Origin of the sequence: Streptomyces sp. NPDC020801 (assembly GCF_044334385.1) — a bacterium.
GTDB lineage: Bacteria > Actinomycetota > Actinomycetes > Streptomycetales > Streptomycetaceae > Streptomyces.
On record NZ_JBIRST010000015.1, the window covers coordinates 119,246 to 143,901 of the forward strand.

Genomic DNA, 24,656 nt, shown 5'->3' on the forward strand with positions numbered 1-24,656 from the left:
GGCACGACCGAAGGGCTACCCGTCGGTAGCAATTGCTGACAAGCTGTCTACCCGGCGTTCGTAAAGCGATTCCCCCGACAAGGAGCACCCATGTCCGCCACCGTCTCCTTCAAGGTCCCCACTGCGCACGGCCCGCGGACCGTGACCCTGGCCTACGCGCGCGTGGGCAGCGGCGAGCCGCTGCTGCTGCTGCACGGCATCGGTCACCACCGGCAGGCCTGGGACCCGGTGGTCCACCTCCTCGCGGCCGAGCGCGACGTGATCGCCGTGGACCTGCCCGGCTTCGGCGCCTCCCCCGCGCTGCCCCACGGCCTGCGGCACGACCTGCCCACGATGAACGCCGCGCTCGGCGCCCTGTGCGAGGCGCTGGAGATCGAACGGCCGCATGTGGCGGGCAACTCCCTGGGCGGCCTGCTGGCGCTGGAGCTGGGCCGCGAGAAGCTCGTACGGTCCGTCACGGCCCTGTCCCCGGCCGGGTTCTGGACACAGGCGGAGCGCCGCTATGCCTTCGGCGTGCTGCAGGGGATGCGGGGGATCGCGCGCCGGCTGCCGCTGCCGCTGGTCGAGCGGCTCTCGTGCACGGCGGCCGGCCGTACCGTCCTGACGAGCACCATCTACGCCCGTCCGGGCCGGCGTTCACCCGAGGCCGTGGTCGCCGAGACGCTCGCCCTGGCCCAGGCCACCGGGTTCGAGGAGACCCTGCGGGCGGGCATCGACGTCCAGTTCACGGATGACGTCCCCGGAGTCCCGGTCACCGTGGCCTGGGGCTCCCAGGACCGGCTGCTGGTGCGCCGGCAGGGGGTGCGGGCCAAGCAGATCATCCCGCGAGCCCGGCTGGTGCGGCTGCCCGGCTGCGGACACGTCCCGATGAACGACGACCCGGCGCTGGTGGCGCGCGTGCTCCTCGACGGCAGCCGCTGACCGCCGTCCGGCCAGGGTCACCACCCCCGAGCCCAGGGCGACACCCGCTCCCACGAGAGCGCTGCCGGCCGCCTGGGCGGGGCCGTAGGAGCCGGCGCCGACCAGGGGCGCGGTGCAGGCGGCAGCGACCGGGACGAGACCGGAGAAGAGCGTGGCGCGCTCGGCGCCGATCCGCTGCATGCCCATGTACCAGCACACGAAGCCGACGACGGTGACGACCGCCGCCTGCCACAGCAGCGCGGCGCTCTCCGCGGCGCCGGGGCGCCGCAGCCAGGTGGTGCCGTCGAGGACCGCTCCGGTGACCGCCGCCTCGACGGACGCGAGGCCGCACACCACGGTGGACAGCAGCCGGGGCCCCAGCAGACGCAGCACCGGCACCGCGAGGACCGCGAAACCGGTCTCGCCGGCCAGTGCGCAGACGCAGAAGGCGATACCGGAGCCGTCGGTGCGGCCCCAGCCCTGCACGGTGAAGGCGCCGGCGGCGACCAGTGACGCGCCGAGCAGCACCACCCGCTGCGGGCGGCGTCCCCCCGCGAGCGGCACGAGGACCGCGACGACCACGGGCGCGCAGCCCACGAAGACCCCCGGCACGGCCGGCTCGGCGGTGCGTTCCGCCGCGAGGACCGCCAGGTTGAAGCCCACCATGCCGACCGCCGCGAGCAACGCGAGCCGCACCCAGTGACGGGGCGCGAGCCGGCGCAGCCGGGCCGGCGCGTCCCGTCCCACGAGCGGCAGGAGCAGCAGACAGGCCAGGCCGTAGCGCAGGAACTGACCGCCGGCGTACGGGTAGCGGCCAAGGACGCTGTTGGCGGTGAAGGACCCTCCGACGAGGACGCAGGCGAGCGCGGCGAGCAGGGCCCCGCGCGAGGTGGTGGCGTTCATGCAGGCGACGCTAGGAAGCGCCGCGGTCCGGTTTAAGGTCCACTTCCATGACATCATCGGGGACCAATCCGGCGGGACGGCCGGGCTCGGCCGCCTGGGAACTGCTCCTGCCGGCCGCCTCGGCGCCGGCACGCGCGCGTGGGCGCTCGCTGCAGGCGGCGCTGCGCGAGGCGGTCCGCTCGGGACGGCTGGCCCCGGGCACCCGGCTGCCCTCCAGCCGGGACCTCGCGGCGGACCTCGGCGTGTCGCGCGGGCTGATCACGGAGGCGTACGAGCAGCTGGCCGCGGAGGGCTATCTGCGCAGCGGCCGGGGTGCCGGAACCTGGGTGGGCGGCGCCGTCCGGGCGTCGCGCACGCGCGCGTGTGATCTCGCTCCCCGGCCCCTGGGCGCCCGCGCGGACTTCGTGCCCGGGACCCCGGACCTGTCGTTGTTCCCGCGCGCCGCCTGGACGGCCGCGCACCGCTCGGTGCTGGCGGAGCTTGCCCACCGCGACCTGGGCTACCCCGACCCGCGCGGGCTGCCCCGGCTGCGCACGGCCCTGGCCGAAATGCTCACCCGCCGCCGGGGCGTCGTCGCCGACCCGGAGCGCATCGTGGTGGTCTCCGGAGTGGCGCAGGCGGCCGCCCTGCTCGGTTTCGCGCTGCACGCGCGCGGGGTGCGCACGATCGGCGTCGAGGACCCCGGCAGCCCGGAACACAGCACCCTGTACGCCTCGGCGGGCGTCGGCGCCGTCCCGCTTCCCCTGGACGAGGAGGGTCCGGCCCTCGGCCCGCTGCGCCGGTCGGGCGTACGGGCCCTGGTGACCACCCCGGCCCACCAGTTCCCCACCGGTATCGCCTGCTCCGCGCGCCGCCGTGCCGAACTGCTCGACTGGGCGCGGTCCGTGGACGGCCTGGTCTTCGAGGACGACTACGACGGCGACTTCCGCTACGACCGGGCGCCGGTGGGCGCGCTCCAGGGCCTCGACCCGGAGCACGTCGTCTACGCGGGGTCCGTCAGCAAGTCGCTGGCTCCGGGCCTGCGGCTGGGCTGGTTGCTCGTGCCCGACGCACTGGCCGACGAGGTCGTCGAGCGCAAGCGGACCATGGACCTCGGCCATCCCACCGTCGACCAGGCGCTGTTCGCCCGGTTCGTCGAGCGCGGCGGCTACGACCGGCAGTTGCGCCGCTGCCAGCGCGTCTACCGCGAACGCCGGGACGCGCTCGCCGCGGCATTGGCGGAGCACTTTCCCGGCGCGCGGCTCACCGGCATCGCCGCGGGCCTGCACCTCATCGCGGACCTGCCCGGGCGGTACGGCCCCGAGGGGAGGTTCCTCGCGCGCATGGCCGACGCCGGCGTGGCGGTGCGCACACTGGCCGCCTACACGCACGCGCGTGCCGACGGCGACCCGACCCGTGGTGACGACGGCACGGGCAAGAGTGCCGACGGCGACCGTGACCGTGACCGTGACCGTGACGGGAGCGTACGGCTGGTCCTGGGATACGCGCACCTGTCGCCGGCGCGGATCCACGCGGGCGTACGGCTGATGGCGCAGGCGGCCGGCACGTGACCGCCGTCCGGCAGGCGCACGCCGACTCCCGTGCCGCAGGGGCCGGTTGTTCACTCACGGTTTCCGCGTGCGCCGCACCGCACCAGTAGGTGTGGCACTGCACACCGGCCGGTTCCGGTCCCTGGAGGCGCATCCATGTCACACCGTCCGTTTCCCGGCCGCCGCAGCGTTCTGCGCGGCTCGCTGGTGCTGTGGCCGGAAAGGTTTACCGGAAGGCTCGCGGGGTCCGGTGCGGTGCATCGCAAGGCGGAGCATGGCCCGCGTACCGGATGTACTCGGGTGATGCGACAACGCGGCGAGGTGCCGTACCGGGCGTCGCGAGCCGGTGAACCTATCCGGTCGCAGCACTAGCCGCGTCGGCGGCGCTGCCCCTGCCCGGTACGCTCGGCGCGGCGCCGGCCCTCGCCCTGTCGGGTCGTCCCGCGGCGGGGTGGGGCGTGCAGGCAGGCGACGTGACCTCGGACTCTGGTCTGGTGTGGGTGCGCGCCGACCGCCCGGCCCGGATGATCGTCGAGAACGTCCGCCACCGAGTCGTTCCGCAACCCGAGCCGCCGGCACGGCCCGCTGCTCGGCCCGGACGCGGACGTCACGGGGACGACCCGGCTGCGCGGGCTCCCGGCGGGTGAGCAGGTCCACTACCGCGTCCTCCTCGCCGACCCGGCCGACCCGCGCCGCACCGGCGAGCCGGCGTACGGCACCTTCCGCGCCGCTCCCGCGCGCCGCGGTCAGGGCGTGCGGTTCGTGTGGTCCGGCGACCTGGCCGGGCAGGGCCGGGGCATCAACGAGTCGATCGGCGGCTAACGGATCTTCGACGCCATGGCGAAGCCGGACCCGGACTTCTTCCTGTGCAGCGGCGACAACATCTACGCCGACGGCCCGATCCAGGCCACCGCCACACTTGCGGACGGCAGCGTCTACCGCAACGTCACCACCGAGGAGAAGTCGCACGTCGCCCCCTCCCTGGCCGACTTCCACGGCAACTTCGGCTACAACCTGCTGGACTCCGCGCTGCGCCGGTTCAACGCGCAGGTGCCGAACGTCATCCAGTGGGACGACCACGAGGTCCGCAACAACTGGTACCCGGGCGAGGTGATCGGCGCGGGCACCCCCTACCCGGCCGGGACGAAGCTCGACGACCTGGCGCTGCGCGCCCGACGGGCCTTCTCCGAGTACTTCCCGATCTCCGCGATCAGCGGCCACCCGGACGGCCGGATCCACCGCGCCCACCACCACGGCCCGCTGCTCGACGTGTTCGTGCTCGGCATGCGGACCTGCCGCGACGCCAACTCGCCCGACGACCGGACGACCGACTCCCAGGGCATCCTCGGCCGCGAGCAGCTGGAGTGGCTGAAGCGGGAGCTGGCCCGGTCGCGGGCGGTGTGGAAGGTGATAGCGGCCGACATACCGCTCGGGCTGGTCGTGCCCGACGGGGTCGAGGGGGGGCGAACTTCGAGGCCGTCTCGCAGGGCGATCAGGGTGCGCCGCTCGGCCGCGAGCTGCAGATCGCCGAGCTGCTGCGGTTCGTCAAGCACCGCCGGATCACCGGCACGCTGTGGCTGACGACCGACGTCCACCACAGCTCGGCGCAGCACTACGACCCGGCGCGGGCCGCGTTCAAGGACTTCGAGCCGTTCTGGGAGTTCGTCTCCGGCCCGCTCAACGCCGGCGCCTTCCCGGCCGGTGCGCTCGACGGCACGTTCGGCCCGGACCGGGTGTTCGTCAAGGCGCCGACGGCCGCCAACGTCTCGCCCGCCGAGGGCTACCAGTTCTTCGGCGAGGTCGACATCGACGGCGGGAGCGGGGAGCTGACGGTGCGGCTGCGCGAGCAGCACGGGACGGTCCTGTTCGCCCAGGTGCTCCAGCCGGGCCGGGTCGGGCAGTAACTCCCGTACGCTCGGCATCCGTGCCGCGCGCCGGCGTCATCCCCCGGTGCGCGGCACGGTCGCGCACCGGCCCTCAACTCGGCCTGAGACCAGGCGTTCCAGCAGGTCGGAGCCGATTGTCAGTGGTCGCCTCTACGGTCCTTGCATGACGCGATCCTTGCAGGCCGTGGCCTATTGCCGACCCTCTGTGCTGGAGTCCGCCGCGGGCGGACAGCTCCTGGGGCTCGAGACGTCCCGGGGCGCGACGCCGTCGGGCCCGGCGGACCACCCGCGGTTCTTCTCGGGCTTCCTGACGTCCCCCCAGGTGGCCTCCGCCGGGCTGCTGGCGGTGGCCGACGTGGCGGCGGCCCGCTACTACCAGCCGCAGCTGCGTGCCTCGCTGGACCCGGTGGTGACGGGCAACGGCGACCGGCTGCGCTTCGAGTCCTTCTCCGGCTGCTGCGGGGTATATGCGCGCCTGGACGTCCTGCGCTCCGGCCTCGACGGCGGCGAGGTGGGGCACGGCACGACGAACGTCGACGTCAACAACCCGCTGCGCGAGGCACTCTCCCGGATCGGCTCCGACGACCCGCTCCATCTGCGGGTCGGCCCCGAGGAGCTGGCGGTGACGACGCTGGACGGGCCGGTGGTGGAGAAGAAGGTGCCGCTGCCGGACCGGTGGCTGCGCGGCTTCGCGGAGGCCCAGGTCATAGCGGCCGGTTTCGATCTGCGCGCCGAGCTGCCGGCCGCCGAGGCCGTACGGTTCCTGCGGTCGCTGCCACGAAGCGGACCGCGGGGCGCCGGTGGCGGTCCCCGGTGGGTGGTGCCCGCCGGGCGTGCGCTGCGGCCGACGACCCGGCCGGCGCCCGGCGCCGTGTGCCTGCCGGGCCCGGAGCGGCTTGCGGCGCTCCAGCGGGTGCTCCGGTACGCGACGGCCCTGCGGGTGTACGGCCCGGCGGTCACCGACGCCGCCGCCACCTCCAGTGCCTGGGAAGCGGTCCTGCCGGGCATGCGGCTCACCCTGACCCTGTCGCCCGACGCCTCGCGCGGGTTCTCCGGCGAGGGCGGGGTGCTGGACTCGCTCGCCACCGGCGCGGCCGCCGAGGACGCGGAGCTGATCTCGGTGCTGCTGGCCTGGGAGCCCCGGATCGACGTGGCCGACCTCGCCGCCGCCTCCGGGCTCAACCCGGAGCGGGTGCGCGCGGCGCTGGTCCGGCTGGGCACCTCCGGCCGAGTCGGGTACGACACGGCGGAGGCGGCCTACTTCCACCGGGAGCTGCCCTACGACGCCGAGCGCGCCGAGCGGCACAACCCGCGGCTGCGGGCCGCCCGTGCCCTGGTCGCCGCGGGCGCGGTCGCCCTGGACGGCGCCCTGGCGACCGTGACGGCCGAGGACGGCCATGTGCACCGGGTGCGGGCGGAGGCCGGCGTGCTGAGCTGCAGCTGTCTGTGGTGGGCGAAGTACCGGGGCGGGCGGGGGCCGTGCAAACACGCACTGGCGGTGCGGATGGTGCGGCGGGGCGCCGACACGGCGGAGCAGGACAGGATGCGGGTCGAGGGGGGTGTGCGATGAGCGAGCTGCTGGAGGCGGTAAGGGCCGGGCGGACGGCCGAGGCGGTCGGTCTCCTTGACGGGATGACCGATGCCGAACGACGCGCGGAGCTCCCCGAGTTGAAGGCCCTGCGCAAGGAGCTCAGGGCGGCGCCGTGGGACGCGCGGTCCCGCCGTGCCTACCCCGCGCTGCACGCGGCCGGCACGGCCTGCCAGACCGGTGCGGCGGGCGCTGCGAGCTGGATCGCGGCCGCCGACATGCGGTGGTCGGGTGCCTCCCCGGGGGTGCTGATCCATCTTCTCGGCGACCGTGAGTCCGACTGGCTCGCCGATGTGGCGCACCGGATCGCGCAGCGTCCCGCCACCGCGCGGGTGCCGTACGAGCTGGTGGCCGGGCTGGTGCGGCTGGCCGGCTGCGCGGTGCCGACGAGCGACGCCTACGTACGGGGCTGGGCCGAGCACATCGGCAGCACGTGGCAGCACGGCGACACCGTGCTCGACAGACTGCGCAAGGAGCCGCATCTGACGGATCTGGTGACCGCGCTCTTCGAAACGAACGACATCGGCAGCCTGCTCGAGTGGGGCACCGGAGAGGGTCCGAACAGCTGGAACGACGCGCTCGCCCGGCTCACCGTCACAGGCACGCTGGACCGGAGGGCGACGGTGGACGCGTGCGTGGCCCGTCTGCTGCGGGGCGGTACGACCGCCGATCACCGGGTGTTCCTGCGCGTGCTGAGGTCCCTGGCGCCCACGCGCGAGGAGCAGCGGGAGAGGGTGGCCGACTGGCTGGCGCTGGTCTCCGACGGGGTGTCGGTGGTGGCTTCCTACGCCCAGTCGGTGCTGGGCGGCCTCGCCCTGGACGGGGAGCTGACCCACCGCCGGCTGACGGAGATGTCCGGGGCCGTGCTGTTCCGGCCGGAACGGAAGCTGGTGCGGGCGCAGCTCGTGCTGCTGGGCAAGGTGCTCGCCCGGGACACCGGCGCGGCCGATGCCCTGCTGCCCGCCGTTGCACAGGCCTTCGCGCACGCGGACGCGGACGTTCAGGAGCGGGCGCTGAAGCTCGTGGAACGGCACCTGAAGAAGGTCGGGTCCGCCGGCGTCCGAGCGGAACTCGCCCTCGTGGCGGAGCAGTTGGGACCGGCACTGCGCCTGCGAGCGGTCGGGACGCTGGGCGCGGCGCCGGCGGACGCGGGATCGTCGGGGTACGAGGAGGTGCTCCCGCCCGTTCCGGAGCCGGTGCGCCTGGCGCCCGCGCCGGTGTCGGTCGCCGAGCTCGCCGAGGAGGTGGGGGCCGCGCTGGCGTCCGAGGCCGGGGTGCCGGCGTTCGAGCGCACGCTGGACGGTCTGGTGCGCCACGTCCACCAGGACCGGGACGCGCTGCTGGAGGCGCTGGAACCGGTGGTCACCCACCGCTGGTGGGACGGCGCCGACGAGGCGTACGCGCAGCGGACCGACGTCTACTTCGGCCACTTCGGCCACGGCCGCCGGGGAATCGTCGACGCCGCCGACGGCCTCGACCTGCTCCTGGCGACGCTGCGGGGAAAGGTGCGCACCGCTACGCTGCACGCGGCGGTCCAGGACGGCAGTCCGAGCCGGGTCTGTCCGCACAGCGCGTTCTCCCAGGCCTTCGACGCCCGGCTGTGGGAGGTGGCCCACCGGATTCGCACCAAGCCGTTGCCGTTCCTGCTCTCCACACCCACCTGGAGCACGGGCCTGCTGGAGCCGGACGAGCTGGTGGGGCGCCTCGACGCCTATCGGCGCCTGGGGGCGCGGGTGTCGGCGGCCGACTTCGCGCAGGCGCTGCTGCGCGTGCGCCGCGAGGACCGCGCTGCGGCCACTGCGGCGGCGGAGCGGGCGGTGGCTCTGGGAACCGTGGAAGGGACTCGGCTCGCCGGGTGGCTGACCGCCGGCGGACCCGGACTGCCGGTGATCCGGCGCCGCACGTCCGGGTCCCGCATCCTGGCCGAGTCCGGTGAAGTGCTCGAACTACGGGGGGACTTCCCGGCCGCGTTCCGGGCGCTGGGCGAGCCGGCGGGCGCCTTCGGGGAAGCCGGGTACGGCGGTTACTGCCACCACTGGAACGAATCGCTGCGGGCGCACTGGACGGCGATGGTTCCCGAGCGGCGTGAGCTCGTGTCCCTACGGCTGCTGCGGGACCTGTCCGCCGTGGCGGTGGACGACAGCCGCGGCGCGGCTGCCCTGCTCCCCCTGCTCGCCGAGTCCGGCGGCGAGGCGGGCGAGGCGACGCACCTGTGCGTGGCGTACGGGCTCGGCGCCCGGCACCCGGAGGACCGGCTCGCGGCGGTGGACGCGACTCTGGTCCTGGCGGCGCGCGGGCAGCTGGACGCTCCCCGTCTCGGTGCGGACCTCGGTCAGCTGGTGCGGCGCGGTGCCGTGAAGCCACTGCGGCTCGCGGAGTCATTGCGCACCGCGGCGGCCACCGGGGCGAACGCCACCATCTGGGGTCTGCTCGGCCAGGCGCTGCCGGTCCTGCTCGCCGATCTGTCGACCGACGGCCCGAGCGGGCCGGTGCACGGGCTCGGGGACCTGCTGGCCGTGGCCGCCGAGTGCGCCGAGCGGTCGGGGGCGCGCGGCGAACTGCCGCATCTGGCGCATGCGGCAGACCGGCGCGGCTCGTCCCGTCTGGTCGCGGAGGCGCGCCGTCTGCGCAGCACGCTGACGCGGGAGGTGGCCGCATGACGTAGCGCGCGGCTCCGGCCAACGGCGCCACACGGCACTCCTTGAGCAGACACCACACCACTTGAAAGAACAATAAAAGGTACGGATCCATGCTTTACCGATCAGTCACAAAGCGTTCGTGATCACGCAACACCGTTCCTTCACAGTGGCTGCATGACTCGAGAAATGTCTGATGTGACGCGTGCGAAGCACGGTCGCCCGGTGCACCACTGGCGGCGGGACGTGGTCGAACTGGCGGCCCTGTTCACGGCCGTCGCGGTGGCGGACGGGGTGGCCAACCTCATCGGGCACAGGCCCGGCGGCCCGGCCATGCTGGTGATGTCGGCACTGGCCCTGATCGCCACGGCGGCGTTCCACACCTGGTGGGCACGGCACCACGGTCACGCACCGCCCGCGGACGATACCGGCGCCCGGCCGCTCGCCGCGGAGCGGCGGCAGGCCGGGCCGTCCACCGCCTCGCCGGCGACGCCCGAGAAGGCGGCGAAGGCGAGTGGGCTGTGGCGGATGCGGACAACGGTGCAGGACGAGCCCGGGTCGCTCGCCGCGCTGTGCGCTGCGCTGGCCGGCCGGCACGTCGACATCCTGAGCCTGCAGACGCATCCGCTGGCCGAGGGCACGGTGGACGAGTTCCTGTTGCGCGCCCCCGGCGGAATCGAGGCGTCCGCGATCACCCGGGCGGTCTCGCTGGCCGGCGGTGCCGACACCTGGATCGAGCGGGCCGACGCCCACGACCTCGTGGACGCGCCGACGCGGGTCCTGGGCCTCGCGGCGCGTACGGCGCTGGACGCGGCGGAACTTCCGCTGGCCCTGCGGCAGTTGCTGGGGCGGTGCACCATCCGCTCGCTGCCGGCCCGGCCGGTGGGCGGCGGCCGGGGACCACAGGAGGTGCCGGTCGAGGGAGTGCTCGAGGACACGGTGATGCGGCTGCGGGCTCCGGAGGGCGGGGTGATCACGGTGGAACGGCCGTATCTGCCGTTCACACCCACCGAGTTCGCCCGGGCCCGGGCGCTGGTGGAGCTGGACGCCCGGCTCGGACCGCGCATCCCGCGCAGCCAGGACGTGCTGACGCTGCCCGAGGGCAACGCGATCACCGTGCGCAGGGCGGACAGGAGCGATCTGGCGGCGGCCAGGGCGATGCACGAGCGGTGCTCGGCGCGAACGCTCGCCATGCGCTACCACGGGCCGGTCGGTGACGCCGACCGCTATCTGAACCACCTGCTCAGCCCGCGGTTCGGCCGGACGCTCGCCGTCCGGGCCGCGTCGGGACGGATCATCGGCCTCGGTCATCTGCTGTGGGACGGCGACGAGACGGAGGTCGCGCTGCTCGTCGAGGACGAGTGGCAGCGGCGCGGCATCGGCGCCGAGTTGCTGGGCCGGCTGGTGGCCATGGCCGTCGAGGCGGGCTGCGAGAGCGTGTACGCCGTGACGCAGTCGTCCAACACCGGCATGGTCGCCGCCATGCGGGGCCTAGGCCTGCCGCTCGACTACCAGATCGAGGAGGGCACCCTGGTGATCACGGCCCGTCTGGAGGCGACCCCGGTGACCTCCAGGCCGCCGTACGACAGCAGGCAGAAGGAGTTCGACGGGCCCGCTCGGCGCGACTGAGCCCGCGCTCACCCCGGGACGGGACGAACGGCGAGGCGCACCGCGCCGGGCCGTTCGTCCCGTCCCCGTCAGGTCCCGGTCAGCTCATCGCCTCGTGCAGGCCCTTCACCGCGGGCGGCTGAGGCTGCTCCCGCAGCGCCCGGTCCAGGTCCGCCCACAGGTCCTCGACGTCCTCCAGCCCCACCGACATCCGCAGCAGCCGGTCGCTGACCCCGGCACCCCGCCGGTCCTCCGCGTCCACGATGCGGTGGCTGATGGAGGCCGGGTGCTGGATCAGGGTGTCGACGCTCCCGAGACTGACGGCCGGGGTGATCAGGCGGACGCCGCCGATGACCGCGTGCGGGTCGCCGTGCACCTCGAAGGCGACCATGGCGCCGCCGATGCGCGGGTAGTGCACGCGGGCGATGCGCGGGTCGGCCGCGAGACGGGCGGCCAGTTCAGCGGCGGTGGCGGAGGCGGCCCGCACCCGCACCGGCAGGGTGGACAGACCGCGCAGCAGCAGATAGCCGGCGAGGGGATGCAGGACTCCGCCGGTGGCGAATCGTATCTGCCGCAGCCGCCCGGCGAACTCCTCGTCGCAGGCCACCACGCCTGCCATCACGTCGCCGTGGCCGCCCAGGTACTTGGTGGCGCTGTGCAGAACCAGTCGCGCGCCGTGCTCGGCCGGGCGCTGCAGCACGGGTGTGGCGAAGGTGTTGTCGGCGAGGAGGGGGACGGAGCCGCAGGCGTGGGCGACGGCCCGCAGGTCGACCTCGGCGAGCGTCGGGTTGGCCGGGGACTCGACCATCACCAGCCCGGTGTCCGGGCGCAGCGCGTCCGTGATTCCGGCCGGGTCGGTCCAGGTCACCTCGGTGCCGAGCAGCCCGGCGGTCAGCAGGTGGTCACTGCAGCCGTACAGCGGACGTACGGCCACGACGTGCCTGAGGCCCATGGCGGAGCGGGCGAGGAGGACCGCGCTGAGGGCGGCCATGCCGCTGGCGAACGCGACCACGGCCTCGGTGCCCTCCAGCCGGGCGAGGGCGGTCTCGAAGCGGGCGACCGTCGGGTTGCCGAGCCGGCCGTAGACCGGGGTGCCGTCCAGTTCCGCGCCGTCGGTGGCGAAGGCGTCGATGCGGGCGGCCTCGGCACGGCTGTCGTAGGAGGGGTAGGTGGTGGACAGGTCGATCGGCGGGGCGTGCAGTCCCTGCCGGGCGAGGTCGTCACGGCCGGCGTGCACGGCCTCGGTGGCCAGTGCTCTGGGCGGGGTGCGTACGTCGTCGTACGCGAGCATGCTCGCTGAGTCCAGGGGCGTGTCCATGGCGGAAGGGTGAACAGTCAACGGGGCACGGGTGCGAAAGTCCGTGTTACGTTCGAGCCATGGCCGAATCTGTCGTACTGGATCCGGTGGATCTCCATCTGCTGCGGCTGCTGCAGAACGACGCCCGGACAACATACCGCGATCTCGCCGCCCAGGTCGGGGTCGCTCCGTCGACCTGCCTGGACCGGGTGGCCCGGCTGCGCCGTTGCGGCGTCATCCTCGGCCACCAGCTGCGCCTCGATCCCGCCAAACTGGGCCGGGGTCTTCAGGCACTGCTGTCGGTGCAGGTCAGGCCGCACCGACGGGAGCTGGTGGGACCGTTCGTGGAGCGGATCCGCGCGCTGCCGGAGTCGCGGACCGTGTTCCATCTGACCGGCCCGGACGACTATCTCGTCCATGTGGCGGTCGCGGACATGGCGGATCTGCAGCGGCTGGTTCTCGACGAGTTCACGGCCCGGCGGGAAGTGGCCACGGTGGAGACCCGGCTGATCTTCCAGCAGTGGGACTGCGGGCCGCTGCTGCCGCCGGGCGCGGAGGCGGCAGGGCCCTCGGCCAAATCGGAGTGATCGCGGCACCGGGCCCTGTGAACCGTGCTGACGCGGGGTGTGTCCTCGTACGAGGATGGCCCGTATGTCACAGACCAAGAGCCCGCTGCCCCGCCAGGTCGCCGACGCCTACGTCGACGAACTCATCGCCCTCGACCCGGTCACCGGTACGTATCTCGGTGTGCGGGAGAGTTCGGGCAGGCTGCCCGACACCTCGCCCGCGGGCCAGGAGGCGCTCGCGGAGCTGGCACGCGCCACCCTCGCCCGGCTGGCGGAGGCCGAGCGCCGGCCCGGCGCGGACAGTGGCATCGAGCGTCGCTGCGCGCGTCTGCTGCGCGAGCGGCTCACCGCGAATCTCGCCGTGCACGAGGCCGACGAGGGCCTGCGGACGGTGAGCAACATCCACAGCCCGGTGCACTCGGTGCGCGACGTCTTCACGATCACGCCCACCGGCACCGACGAGGACTGGGCGGCGGTCACCGATCGGCTGCGGGCCGTGCCGGCGGCGCTGAGCGGCTACCGCGAGTCCCTGGCCCTCGGCCTGGACCGCAAGCTGTACGCGGGCCCGCGGGCGACGGCCACCTTCGTCGAGCAGCTCACCGAGTGGTCGGACACGGACGGCCGGGGGCGCGGCTGGTTCGAGGACTTCGCCGCGGCGGGCCCCGAGACCCGGCGCGGGGAACTGGACGAGGCCGCCCGTACGGCGACCGCGGCCGTCGTCGAGCTGCGGGACTGGATGCGCGACGCCTACGCGCCGGCGGTGGAGGGCGCGCCGGACACCGTCGGCCGCGAGCGCTACGCCCGTTTCTCGCGCCACTTCAACGGCACGGACCTGGACCTCGACGAGGCGTACGCGTACGGCTGGGCCGAGTTCCACCGTCTGCTCGGCGAGATGAGGAAGGAGGCCGAGAAGGTCCTGCCCGGCGCCGGGACCCCGTGGGTGGCGCTCGCACACCTCGACGAGCACGGAGCGCACGTCGAGGGCGTGGACGAGGTCCGCACCTGGCTGCAGGGCCTCATGGACGAGGCGATCGAGGCGCTGGACGGCTCGCACTTCGAACTCGCCGAGCGCGTAAGGCGGGTGGAGTCCCGCATCGCGCCGCCCGGCGGCGCCGCCGCCCCCTACTACACGGCGCCGTCCGCCGACTTCTCCCGGCCTGGACGGACCTGGCTGCCGACCATGGGGCAGACCCGGTTCCCGGTCTACGACCTGGTGTCGACCTGGTACCACGAGGGTGTACCCGGCCATCACCTCCAGCTGGCCCAGTGGGCGCACGTGGCGGAGAACCTCTCGCGCTACCAGGCGACGGTGGGCATCGTCAGCGCCAACGCCGAGGGCTGGGCCCTGTACGCGGAACGCCTGATGGACGAACTCGGCTTCCTCACCGATCCGGAGCGGCGCCTGGGCTACCTGGACGCTCAGATGATGCGCGCGGTCCGCGTCATCATCGACATCGGCATGCACCTGGAGCTTCGGATCCCGGCCGACTCGCCCTTCCACCCGGGTGAGCGGTGGACGCCGGAGCTGGCGCAGGAGTTCTTCGGTGCGCACAGCAGCCGTCCGGGTGACTTCGTGGCGAGCGAGCTGATCCGCTATCTGTCGATGCCCGGCCAGGCGATCGGCTACAAGCTGGGCGAGCGGGCCTGGCTGCTGGGCCGCGAGAACGCCAGGAAGCGCCGCGGGGACGCGTTCGACGCGAAGGCCTGGCACATGGCGGCGCTGTCGCAGGGCTCGCTGGGCCTGGACGACCTGGTGGACGAGCTCTCACAGCTGTGAGCCCCGTCAGGGCGGCCGGCCGGACCCGGCCGCCCTCGACCGGCTCCGCGCCCACCGGCCGCCACGCTCTCAGCAGCCGCAGTCGCCGCCTTCCGCGGGCGCCGTCAGCGGGTCGGCGGCACGGCGCCCGCCGCCCTGCCAGGTCTCGTACGCGAGGCCCTCGCGCACCCAGTACTCGAAGCCGCCCAGCATCTCCTTGACCTGGTAGCCCAGTTCGGCGAGGGCGAGTGCGGCGCGGGTGGCGCCGTTGCAGCCCGGCCCCCAGCAGTAGGTGACGACCGGCACGGACCTGTCCAGGAGTTCCCCGGCCCGCTCGGCCACGAGGGCGGTCGGCAGGTGGACCGCGCCGGGGACGTGCCCCTGGTCCCAGGCATCCGTGGCGCGGGAGTCGACCACGACGAACCCGGGGTCGCCGGCCGCCGCCAGCGCGGCGGCGACGTCGGAGACGTCGGTGTGGAAGGCGAGGCTCGCGCGGAAGTGGGCGGCGGCTTCGGCGGGGGGTGCGGGGGCGACTCGCAGTACGGGGCCGGCGTGGGCGGTGGTGGTCGGGATGAGGGTCATCGTCTGGTCCTTCCGTTCCCGGCGTGGATCGGTTCGATGTTCGATGGCCGCAATCTACGGCCGGAGATCATCCCCTTTGAAGCGGCGATCCCCGGCACACCTCTTGATGTGCCGGGGATTTCCCTGCTATTCCTCGGCCATGACCGCGTTTTCCCCGGACGCCACCGACTGGCGCATCCTCGACGTCCTCCAGCGGGAGGGCCGGGCCAGCTTCGCGGAGCTCGCCCGGGCCGTGTCCATGTCCCCGAGCGCGGTCACCGAGCGGGTGCGCCGCCTGGAGGAGGCGGGTGTCATCCAGGGGTACGCGGCGGTGGTCGACCCGGAGCGGCTGGGGCTGCCGATCCTCGCCTTCGTACGGCTGCGCTACCCGAACGGCAACTACAAGCCCTTCCACGATCTGGTCGCCGGCACCCCAGAGATCCTGGAGGCCCACCATGTCACGGGCGACGACTGCTTCGTGATCAAGGTCGCCGCGCGTTCCATGCGCCATCTCGAGGAGGTGTCCGGCAGGATCGGCACGCTGGGCTCGGTGACCACGAGCCTCGTGTACTCCTCGCCGCTGCCCCGGCGCCCGCTGGGGCACTGAGACCGGCGCGCTTCGGCCACTGCTCAGGCCGGCGTGCGCTGCCGCACCGCCGAGCCCGATCTTCCCTTGACGACCTCCAGCTGCGCGTGGATGCGCCGCCGCAGGTCGGCGACATGGCTGACGATGCCCACGCTGCGGTCGCGTTCGCGCAGGGAGTCGAGTACGTCGAGGACCTCGTCGAGGGTCTGGTCGTCGAGGCTGCCGAAGCCCTCGTCGATGAAGAGCGTGTCCAGGCGGACCCCGCCGGCCTCGTCGGTGACGACATCCGCGAGACCGAGGGCGAGTGCGAGCGAGGCGAAGAACGTCTCGCCGCCCGACAGGGTCGCAGTGTCCCGCTCCCGGCCGGTCCAGGCGTCCACTACGTGCAGACCGAGCCCGCTGCGTCCGCGACCGGCGCGGTCGTCGGAGTGCACCAGGGTGTAGCGGCCGGACGACATGCGCTGCAGCCGTACGGTCGCGGCGGCGGCCACCTGTTCCAGGCGGGCCGCGAGGACGTAGGACTCCAGGCGCATCTTGCGCTCGTTGTCGGCCGAGGTGCCAGCGGTGAGGGCGGCGAGGCGGGCCACGCGGTCGTACTCCTCGCGCAGGGGTGCCAGCCGTCGTACACCCGTGGCCGCGCGGGCGGAGAGCCGGTCGAGTTCGCCGCAGCGGCGGGCGGCGGCGTCCCGCGCGGAGGCGGCCTCGCGCAGCCGCCGGTCCGCGTCGGCCGCGGCTGCCTCCGCCGCGGCGAGGTCGGCGGGCGGCAGCTGGGCGGCGGCCGCGGTGTCGGCCTCGGCGAGCACCGCACGCACCGCGGCCTCCTCGGACTGCCAGGCGTCCAGGCGCCGTTGGAGCTCGCGGTGCTCGGCGTCTTCGAGGAGGGCGGCGGCCGCGGCCCGCGGGGTGTCGAAGCCGGCGCGGAAGGCGGCCTCGGCGAGCCGTCCGTCGGCGTCCTTGAGCCGTGCGGCGCTCTCCTCGGCGGCGCGCGCGGCGTCGGCGGCGTCGGTGAGCAGTGCGGCCTGCCGCTCCAGTTGCGCGGCCCGCGCGGCGACGCTGTGGGCGGCGCCCCGGGCCTTGGCCAACTCGGCCTCCAGCGTGGCCTTCTCACGGTCCAGGGATTCCCTGCGGGTCAGCCGGGAGGCGGCTCGGACCTCGGCCTGCCGGCGGTCGGTGAGCCGCCGTTCGCGTTCCTGCTCGGCGCCGCGCAGTTCCTCCTGTGCCGCGTGCAGCGCGGAGGCGTCCCGGCGCGCCTGCGCGAGCAGCCGCTCCAGGTCCCCGGCCTCCTCGGCGAGTTGCCCGGTCGGGGTGTCTCCCGCCTCGGCGGTCGCGGCGGCCAGCGCCTCGCGGACGACGCCGAGCCGCCGCTCGTCCTCGGCACGCTGTTCGTCGGCGGCCTGGCAGGCGGCGAGGGCGCGTTCCTCCGCCTCGCGGTCGACGTGCCCGGCGACCTTGCGCGCGGGGGCGGGGTGTTCGGTGGCGCCGCAGACGGCGCAGGGCTCGCCGTCGGTGAGGTGCGCGGCCAGCTCGGCGGCGATGCCGTACAGACGCTGCTCCTTCAGCTCCAGCCAGTGAGCCCTGGCCCGCACGGCGCGTTCGGCGGAGGCCAGTGCGCGCCGCTGGGCCTCGTCGGTGTCCCCCGCGAGCTCGTCCCGCGTCCGGGCGGCCCGGAGGCGCCGCTGCGCGGGTTCGCGCCGCACGGCGAGCTGTTCGGCGCGGGCCGCCGCCTCCTGGGCGGACTCGATACGGCTCTGGAGCGCCGACCGGGTCGTCTCCCACCCGGCGAGCCAGCTCTCGGCCTCGTGCAGCACGTCCTCGTCGGCGCGCTCCTGCCGGTCCACGTCGGCGCGCTCGGCGACCAGCGCGGCCAGGCGCTGTTCGGCGCGGCGGGCCGACTCCAGCCCGCCCAGCTCTCCGGCGGCCCGGCGCGCGGCGGCCGCGAGTCCGGCCGCGCCGGCGCCGGCGACGTTCTCCGGCAGCAGCGCACGCGCGCGTGCCTCGGCGGTGGCCGCCCGCCGGTGCTCGGCGTCGGCGGCCCGGCGCAGCTCCAGCGCCGGCGCCACCGCCTCCGCCTTGCGCCCGCGCTCCATCCGCGCCTGCGCCTGACGGTGCGTGCCGGCCCGCTCCGCCAGACGCGCGGCGCGCTCACGACCCTCCGCCAAACGCCGCTGCAGCCGCGCCACTTCGCGCACGCCCTCCAGGTCGCGTTCGGCGGCGGCATGGCCGGACTCGGCGGCCGACAGGCGGCAGTGGGCGACCGTCAGCCGTTCACGGGCGGTGCTGCGCGCCAGCGCCGCCGCGCTCAGGACGGCCTCCGCCAGACCGGGCTCGCCGGGTGCGAGCTCCGGCAGCTCCATGGCACCGCCCGCGGCCTGCTGCATGCGGTGCGCGTCGGCCAGCAGGGCGGCGTCGCCCTCGCGCACCCGGGCCTCGGTGCCGCGCCTGCGTTCGGCGAGGCGCTTTTCGACCTCGGCGAAGCGGTGGGTGTCGAAGAGCCGGCCGAGCAGCTTGCCGCGGGCCTCGGCGTCGGCGCGCAAGAAGCGCGCGAAGTCGCCCTGGGGCAGCAGCACCACCTGACAGAACTGCTCTCGGCTCATGCCGAGCAGCTGGGTGATCTCCTCGCCGATCTCCTGATGGGAGCGGCTGAGGTCCTTCCAGACGCCCGCCCTCGCGTCGTATTCGCGCAGCCGGCCATGGGCCTTGTCCACCGTCGTGCCCGTGCCGCGCCTCTTGGGGCGCTCCCAGGGCGGCTGCCGGGTGACCTCCAGGCGGCGGCCGGCGACGGTGAGGTCGAGGGTGACCTGGGTGCGGACGTCCGCGGCGGCGTGGTCGCTGCGCAGGGCGAGGCCCTGGCCGCCCTGGCGAGCGCCGGGCACCGAGCCGTAGAGCGCGTAGCACACGGCGTCCAGTACGGACGTCTTGCCGGCCCCGGTGGGGCCGTGCAGCAGAAACAGCCCGGCGGCCGACAGCGCGTCGAAGTCGACACTCTGGGACCCTCCGAACGGCCCGAAGGCCGTGATGTCGAGCCGGTGCAGCCTCATTGGCCCTCCCCCATGCCTTGCAGCACCCACGGCCACGGTCCCGGTCCCGGTCCGAGACCGCGTCCCTTCGATCCGCTTCCCGCGCCGTGGCGGGCGCGGGCGCCCGGCGGGTCGACACTCGGGCCGCCCACAGCGGCCGCCGTCCGCCGCCTCACCGTGCCGGCTCCCGCACCGCATCGCCGGCCCGCGCCGCGTCGAAAGCGTCGCGCAGCACGCTCTGTTCGTGGGCGTCGGGTCCCGCGCCGCGCACGTGGGTGACGAAGTCCTCGGCGATCTGCTCGTCGTCACGGCCCGCGAGCCGGCGGGCGTAGGAGACGTCCGGGTCGCCGGGGGCCCGTTCGGGGTCGAAGGCGAGGCTGAGGGTGTGTGGGAAGCGCTCGCAGAGGCGGGGCATGGGGTCGGCCGGGCGGACCGGGTCGGTGAGCGTCGCCTCGACCCACGCGTCCTGGTGGCGGGCGAGGTCCGGGTCGGCGAGCAGATCCTCCAGCGTGCCCCGGAGCCGGGCCAGCGCACGCGGGACGGGGCAGTCGATCCGCTCGGCGGTGACGGAGCCCCCGGCGTCCAGGTCGACGAGCCACATGGTCTTGCGGTGGCGGGCCTCCGAGAAGGAGTACGGCAGCGGGGAGCCGGAGTAGCGCACACGCTCCGTGATGGTCTGGCAGCCGTGCAGATGGCCGAGGGCGGCGTAGTCGACGCCGTCGAAGACACCTGCGGGGACGGCGGCCACTCCGCCGACGGTGATGTCCCGCTCGCTGTCGCTGGCCTCACCGCCGGTGACGAAGGCGTGCGCCAGGACGACGGAGCGGGTGCCACGCGCGCGCGTGGCGAGGTCGGCACGGACCCGGTCCATGGCGGCGGCGAGCACCGGCTCGTGGGCCGCCTTCTCGACCCCGAACTCGTCCCTGACCAGGGCCGGTTCGAGATACGGCAGGCCGTAGAAGGCGACGTCGCCATGGGCGTCGGCCAGCACCACCGGTGTGCCGCACGCCGACGGCTCGGTCCGCAGGTGGATGCCCGCGCGGCCGATCAGACCGGCGCCGACGCCGAGACGGCGGGCCGAGTCGTGGTTCCCGGAGATCATCACCGTGGGCACGCCGAGACCGGCGAGGCGGTGCAGAGCGTCGTCGAACAGCTCGACCGCGGCCAGCGGGGGCACCGCACGGTCGTACACGTCCCCCGACACGACCACCGCGTCGACGCCACGCTCGCGCACGGTCGCCACGAGGTGGCCGATGAACTCGGCCTGGGCGTCGAGCATGTTCACCCGGTGGAACGCCCGGCCCAGATGCCAGTCGGAAGTGTGCAGCAGCCTCATGATCCCCGAAGACTAACGGCCGGGTCCGACATCACGGCCGGTTACTCCCGTATCGGCCCGTCATGACCCTTCCAAACCCCTCCAAACCGCTCTAAAAAGGCGGCGCTGACGCCCTATTGCCCGTTTGGTCATGCGTCTCCGTAGGCCTCGCCACCCAGTTCGAACACGGCGGTTCCCGCGGTGGCGTCCGCCAGCCACGCCCGGAAGGCGTCCACATCGGCGTCGGGCAGTCCGATCTCCATGGTGACCGCCTCGCCGTAGCGCACGTCCCGCACATCGCGCCCCGTCGCCCTGAGGTCGTTCTGCACCTTGCCGGCCCGCTGGTGGTCGACGGTCACCGTGGCCAGCCGGAAACGCCTCCGCGCGCGCGTGCCGAGCGCGTCCAGGGCCTCGCCGACCGCCCCGCCGTAGGCCCGGATGAGACCGCCCGCGCCGAGCTTGACGCCGCCGTAGTAGCGGGTGACGACGGCCACGACGTACCGCATGTCGCGGCGCAGCAGCATCTGGAGCATGGGGACGCCGGCCGTGCCGCCGGGTTCGCCGTCGTCGCTCGCCTTCTGGACCGAGGCGTCGGCGCCGATGACGTAGGCCCAGCAGTTGTGGGTGGCGTCGGCGTGCTCCTTGCGGACTCCGGCGATGAAGGCCTGGGCTTCCTGCTCGGTGGCCGCCGGGGCGAGGGCGCACAGGAAGCGGGAGCGGTTGATCTCGGTCTCGTGCACGCCCGCGCGGGCGACTGTGCGGTACTCGTCCTGCATCCGGCCAGCCTATGCGGACCCTTTCGGGTGCCCCCGCCTCAGGTGCGCGTCCGGTGCTGGGGGATACTCGCTGCTCGCGTCCGCACGACCAGCGGCACGCGCCGACCGCCGACCGGCCCGCCCCACCGAGCACAGGAGAGCAACCGCATGACCGGCACCGAGGTGGGGAGCAAGGGCGCCGAAGAGCCGGGCGGACCCGAGCCCTGCGCGGCGGCCGGACCAATGGTCCGAACGGCCCGCTGGCGGGGCTGGCTCCTGGAGGGTCTGAGCGAGCAGACCGCCCGCCACCCCGGTCCGCACCGCACGCCGCACGAGGGCCACGAGGGCCACCGCTGGTGGCGCGTGATGTGCCTGACCGGCGTGGACTACTTCTCCACGCTCGGCTACCAGCCCGGGATCGCCGCCCTGGCGGCGGGTCTCCTCTCCCCGCTCGCCACCCTTGTGCTGATCGCGCTGACCCTGCTCGGCGCGCTGCCGGTCTACCGGCGGGTCGCGCACGAGAGCCCGCACGGCGAGGGGTCGATCGCCATGCTGGAGCGGCTGCTGCCGTGGTGGTCGGGGAAGATCTTCGTGCTGGTGCTGCTCGGTTTCGCGGCCACCGACTTCATGATCACGATGACGTTGTCGTCCGCCGATGCCGCGGCCCACGTCGTGGAGAATCCGTTCGCGCCGCACTGGGTGCACGGCGAGAACCTGTGGATCACCCTCTTCTTCGTCGGCGCACTCGGCGCGATCTTCCTCAAGGGCTTCCGGGAGGCCATCGGCATAGCGGTGGTACTGGTGGGCACGTATCTGGCCCTCAACGTCGTCGTCCTCGCCGTCTCGGCCTGGCAGGTGCTCGGCCACCCGGTCAGGATCGGTGACTGGACGGACGCCATGACCGCCGCGCACTCGTCGCCGTTCGCAATGGCCGGCGTGGCGCTGCTGGTCTTCCCGAAGCTGGCGCTAGGCATGTCCGGCTTCGAGACGGGTGTGGCGGTGATGCCGCAGGTCAAGGGCGATCCCAGCGACACCTACGAGAAGCCGACGGGGCGGATCCGGGAGACCCGCCGACTGCTCACCACGGCCGCCGTGATCATGAGCTGTCTGCTGCTCCTGTCCAGTCTGGCGACGACGATCCTGATCCCGCCGGCCGACTTCGCAAGCGGTGGACCGGCCAACGGGCGCGCGCTCGCCTACCTGGCCCACCAGTACCTCGGCGGCGCCTTCGGCACGGTCTACGACGTCTCGACCATCGCAATCCTGTGGTTCGCCGGCGCCTCCGCGCTGGCCGGCCTGCTGAACCTGGTCCCCCGGTATCTGCCGCGCTACGGCATGGCCCCGGAGTGGACCCGGGCCGTGCGGCCGCTGGTGCTGGTGTTCATGGCGGCGGCCGTCCTCATCACGGTGTGGTTCCACGCCAACGTGGACGCGCAGAGCGGGGCGTACGCCACCGGCGTGCTGGTGCTGATGCTGTCCGCGTCCTTCGCCTCCACGGCCGCCATGCGCCGGCGCGGCCACCGGGGCGCAACGGCCGGCTTCGGGCTGATCACCCTGGTGTTCGCCTACACGCTGGTCGCCAACGTCATCGAGCGGCCCGACGGTATCAAGATCGCGCTGATCTTCATCGTGGCGATCCTGGTCACGTCGTTCGGCTCACGGGTGCACCGGGCCTTCGAGCTGCGCGCCGCGGAGGTCGTCCTCGACGAGACGGCGCGGCGGTTCGTCGACGAGGCGGCGGACGCCGGCCCGCTGCAGCTGATCGCGAACGAGCCACAGGAGCACAGCACGCGGGAGTACCGCGCCAAGGAGCGCGACCAGCGCGGACACACCCCCATCCCGGGCGGTGGGCCGGTGCTGTTCCTGGAGGTGTTCGTGCGCGACTCCTCCGACTTCACCGCCGACATCACCGTGCACGGCGACGAGAAGCACGGGGTGCGCAGGTTGCGGGCGCAGGGACCGACGGTGCCCAACACCATCGCGGCGATCCTGCTCGCACTGCGGGACCGCTCCGGCCGGGTCCCTCACGTGTACTTCAGCTGGACGGAGGGCAACCCCGTCAGCCAGCTCATCCGCTTCCTGGTGTTCGGCGACGGCGAGGTCGCGCCGGTCACCCGCGAGGTGCTGCGCCGCGCCGAGGCAGACCCGGAGCGGCGGCCGCGCGTGCACGTGGGCTGATCCCCCCTGCGGCAGGCATGGGGCCCGCCCCGTTCTCCGGTTCTCCGGTTCCCCGGTCCACCGGTCCACCGGTCCACCGGTCCACCGGTCCACCGGTCCACCGGATCGGGGCGGCCCTTCAGTGCTTCGCGCCCCGGGGCACGGTCAGCTCCGTGAGCAGCGCCGTGCCGGGGGCCAGGGCCTGCCAGCCGGCGCCGTGCCAGGCCAGGACGGCGACGGCGGACGTCGGGAACTTCACCCGGAGCCGGTCCAGCGTGTCGTCCAGGCCGTCCCCGGCCAGCTCCAGGACCAGCTCCTGCAGGCCGGGGTTGTGCCCGAGGAGCAGCAGCGTCCCGACCTCGGGCGGCACCTCGCGCACGACCGTCAGCAGGGTGCCGGCGTCGGCGGCGTACAGCCGGGAGTCGTAGCGCACCGGCGGCGGGGTGCCCCACTGCGCGGAGACCAGGTCCCAGGTGCGGCGGGCGCGCAGGGCGGTGGAACACAGCGCCAGGTCGGGCAGCCAGTCGGCCTCGGCGAGGGCGCGGCCCGCGGCGGGCGCGTCCCGGCGGCCGCGGGGCGCCAGCGGACGCTCGTGGTCGGGGACGCCGTGCGGCCAGGCCGACTTGGCGTGCCGCAGCACCACCAGGCGGCGCAGCGGGCCGGCTCCCGCGCGGGCGATCACTCGGTACGTCCCAGGTCGCGGGTGAGGTCGAGGCCGAGCAGCCGGTCGGCGTAGGCGTAGGTCTCGAAGCGCGCGCCGTCCGCCAGGTCCGGACGGGTCTCGACCCACTCGAGGACCCGGAGCACCGCCGGGACGTCCAGGTCGTCCTCCCAGGCGCCGCGCAGCCGGCCGCGCACCTCGACGGGGATCGGCCGCGAGGGCTGCCGCGCCCAGTCGGCGACCGCGCGGCGCCAGCGCGCGAGGGTCCGGCGGGCCTCTTCCAGTGCTTCGGCGTCCAGCCGTACGGGCTGGGTGCGGCGGCGGCCGAGCAGGGCCAGGCGCCAGACGGCGGGGTCGCCGGCGGTCGCGAGGGTGACGGGCACCGCCGCCTCGACGGGCGCGACGGCGATCCGGACGTCTTCGGACGCGGTGCCGCGGTCCCCGGCGCCGGCCTCGTCCCCGCCGTGCTCGTCCCCGCCGTCCCCGCCGCCCTCGCCGGCCACGTGGACGACCTGCGCCTCGCCCAGCGCGGCGCCGACGTCGCGGCTGTCCTCGAAGGGCCGGATGCCGAGGGCCGCCGCTCCGGCGCGCAGTTCCGCCTGCTCCCGTTCGCCGGTCAGGAGGGCCCACACCGGCGTGCCGCCCAGTTCCAGGGCCCGCACCAGGAGGTCGGCGACCAGGAGCACGCGCAGGCCCGAGGCGTCGAAGCCGGAGGCGTGCGCCTCGATGCGGGTCAGACCGCGGCGGGCGGGGGCGGCGGTGACGGGCTCGCCGGTTCGGGCGTCGATAATGCGCAGCACGGCCCGAGCGTAGGCGGCCGGAGGGTCGCGCGCAGGCATGTGGCGCACATTCCGGACAGGGTGGCGCGGCCGGGTCGGTGGGAATCGCCGGGTGGTGCCCGCTGTTGCCCAGTCCGCGAACCCTTCCTCGGGCTG

16 protein-coding genes and 2 pseudogenes are annotated in these 24,656 nt (G+C 74.3%); 10 read left to right on the forward strand and 8 right to left on the reverse strand.

The window, feature by feature from the left end; genetic code table 11:
• Positions 1–90: 90 nt before the first annotated feature.
• Positions 91–921: an alpha/beta fold hydrolase gene (locus ACH4UM_RS27900; protein ID WP_398184851.1), complete on the forward strand. Its 831-nt coding sequence runs from the start codon at positions 91–93 to the stop codon at positions 919–921.
• Between the two features lie 93 nt (positions 922–1,014).
• On the opposite strand, the pseudogene ACH4UM_RS27905 reads toward ACH4UM_RS27900, so the two are convergent.
• Positions 1,015–1,860, reverse strand: a pseudogene (locus ACH4UM_RS27905) (EamA family transporter); the annotation flags it as partial.
• Here ACH4UM_RS27905 and ACH4UM_RS27910 point away from each other — a divergent pair.
• The 5 genes and pseudogenes from ACH4UM_RS27910 to ACH4UM_RS27930 all read left to right on the forward strand — a co-directional run bounded on the left by ACH4UM_RS27910 (position 1,851) and on the right by ACH4UM_RS27930 (position 11,071).
• Positions 1,851–3,353 carry a PLP-dependent aminotransferase family protein gene (locus ACH4UM_RS27910; RefSeq protein WP_398184853.1) on the forward strand — a complete coding sequence of 501 codons (1,503 nt, stop codon included), beginning with the start codon at positions 1,851–1,853 and terminating at the stop codon, positions 3,351–3,353. The pseudogene ACH4UM_RS27905 and the gene ACH4UM_RS27910 overlap by 10 nt on opposite strands.
• A gap of 365 nt (positions 3,354–3,718) precedes the next feature.
• Positions 3,719–5,236 (forward strand): annotated as a pseudogene (locus ACH4UM_RS27915) (alkaline phosphatase D family protein).
• Positions 5,237–5,381: 145 nt separating this feature from the next.
• A complete protein-coding gene (locus ACH4UM_RS27920; protein ID WP_398184856.1) occupies positions 5,382–6,788 on the forward strand; it encodes an SWIM zinc finger family protein in 1,407 nt (468 codons plus the stop codon).
• On the forward strand, positions 6,785–9,466 hold the full coding sequence (locus ACH4UM_RS27925) for a DUF6493 family protein (protein ID WP_398184859.1): 2,682 nt from the start codon (positions 6,785–6,787) through the stop codon (positions 9,464–9,466). Before ACH4UM_RS27920 ends, ACH4UM_RS27925 begins: the two co-directional genes overlap by 4 nt.
• 165 nt (positions 9,467–9,631) lie before the next feature.
• The gene (locus ACH4UM_RS27930; protein WP_398184862.1) at positions 9,632–11,071 is read left to right on the forward strand and encodes a GNAT family N-acetyltransferase; all 1,440 of its coding nucleotides are present in this window, start codon (positions 9,632–9,634) and stop codon (positions 11,069–11,071) included.
• Positions 11,072–11,150: 79 nt separating this feature from the next.
• Here the strand turns inward: ACH4UM_RS27930 and ACH4UM_RS27935 are convergent, their stop codons facing one another.
• Positions 11,151–12,368: a trans-sulfuration enzyme family protein gene (locus ACH4UM_RS27935; RefSeq protein ID WP_398184865.1), complete on the reverse strand. Its 1,218-nt coding sequence runs from the start codon at positions 12,366–12,368 to the stop codon at positions 11,151–11,153.
• A gap of 59 nt (positions 12,369–12,427) precedes the next feature.
• Between ACH4UM_RS27935 and ACH4UM_RS27940 the strand changes: the two genes are divergently transcribed.
• Together ACH4UM_RS27940 and ACH4UM_RS27945 are read left to right on the forward strand one after the other, a co-directional pair.
• Positions 12,428–12,934, forward strand: a complete 507-nt coding sequence (locus tag ACH4UM_RS27940; RefSeq protein WP_398184868.1) for an Lrp/AsnC family transcriptional regulator — start codon at positions 12,428–12,430, stop codon at positions 12,932–12,934.
• Positions 12,935–12,998: 64 nt separating this feature from the next.
• Positions 12,999–14,690: a DUF885 domain-containing protein gene (locus ACH4UM_RS27945; RefSeq protein ID WP_398184871.1), complete on the forward strand. Its 1,692-nt coding sequence runs from the start codon at positions 12,999–13,001 to the stop codon at positions 14,688–14,690.
• Between the two features lie 69 nt (positions 14,691–14,759).
• On the opposite strand, the gene ACH4UM_RS27950 is transcribed toward ACH4UM_RS27945, so the two are convergent.
• Entirely contained in the window at positions 14,760–15,251 is a 492-nt protein-coding gene (locus tag ACH4UM_RS27950; RefSeq protein ID WP_398184874.1) for a rhodanese-like domain-containing protein, read from the reverse strand.
• A 139-nt stretch (positions 15,252–15,390) separates the two neighbouring features.
• Between ACH4UM_RS27950 and ACH4UM_RS27955 the strand changes: the two genes are divergently transcribed.
• A complete protein-coding gene (locus ACH4UM_RS27955; RefSeq protein WP_398184877.1) occupies positions 15,391–15,837 on the forward strand; it encodes an Lrp/AsnC family transcriptional regulator in 447 nt (148 codons plus the stop codon).
• 23 nt (positions 15,838–15,860) lie between these two features.
• On the opposite strand, the gene ACH4UM_RS27960 is transcribed toward ACH4UM_RS27955, so the two are convergent.
• The 3 genes from ACH4UM_RS27960 to ACH4UM_RS27970 all read right to left on the reverse strand — a co-directional run bounded on the left by ACH4UM_RS27960 (position 15,861) and on the right by ACH4UM_RS27970 (position 20,924).
• On the reverse strand, positions 15,861–18,854 hold the full coding sequence (locus ACH4UM_RS27960) for an AAA family ATPase (protein WP_398184880.1): 2,994 nt from the start codon (positions 18,852–18,854) through the stop codon (positions 15,861–15,863).
• Positions 18,855–19,005: 151 nt separating this feature from the next.
• Positions 19,006–20,169: an exonuclease SbcCD subunit D gene (locus ACH4UM_RS27965; protein ID WP_398184883.1), complete on the reverse strand. Its 1,164-nt coding sequence runs from the start codon at positions 20,167–20,169 to the stop codon at positions 19,006–19,008.
• 128 nt (positions 20,170–20,297) lie between these two features.
• Positions 20,298–20,924, reverse strand: coding sequence for a YigZ family protein (locus ACH4UM_RS27970; protein ID WP_398184886.1), 627 nt, complete (start codon positions 20,922–20,924; stop codon positions 20,298–20,300).
• A 147-nt stretch (positions 20,925–21,071) separates the two neighbouring features.
• Here ACH4UM_RS27970 and ACH4UM_RS27975 point away from each other — a divergent pair, with 147 nt between their 5' ends.
• Positions 21,072–23,081 carry an amino acid transporter gene (locus tag ACH4UM_RS27975; RefSeq protein ID WP_398184889.1) on the forward strand — a complete coding sequence of 670 codons (2,010 nt, stop codon included), beginning with the start codon at positions 21,072–21,074 and terminating at the stop codon, positions 23,079–23,081.
• A 118-nt stretch (positions 23,082–23,199) separates the two neighbouring features.
• Here the strand turns inward: ACH4UM_RS27975 and ACH4UM_RS27980 are convergent, their stop codons facing one another.
• Positions 23,200–23,742: a SixA phosphatase family protein gene (locus ACH4UM_RS27980; RefSeq protein WP_398184892.1), complete on the reverse strand. Its 543-nt coding sequence runs from the start codon at positions 23,740–23,742 to the stop codon at positions 23,200–23,202.
• Entirely contained in the window at positions 23,739–24,521 is a 783-nt protein-coding gene (locus tag ACH4UM_RS27985; protein WP_398184895.1) for a hypothetical protein, read from the reverse strand. Before ACH4UM_RS27985 ends, ACH4UM_RS27980 begins: the two co-directional genes overlap by 4 nt.
• Positions 24,522–24,656: the final 135 nt, after the last annotated feature.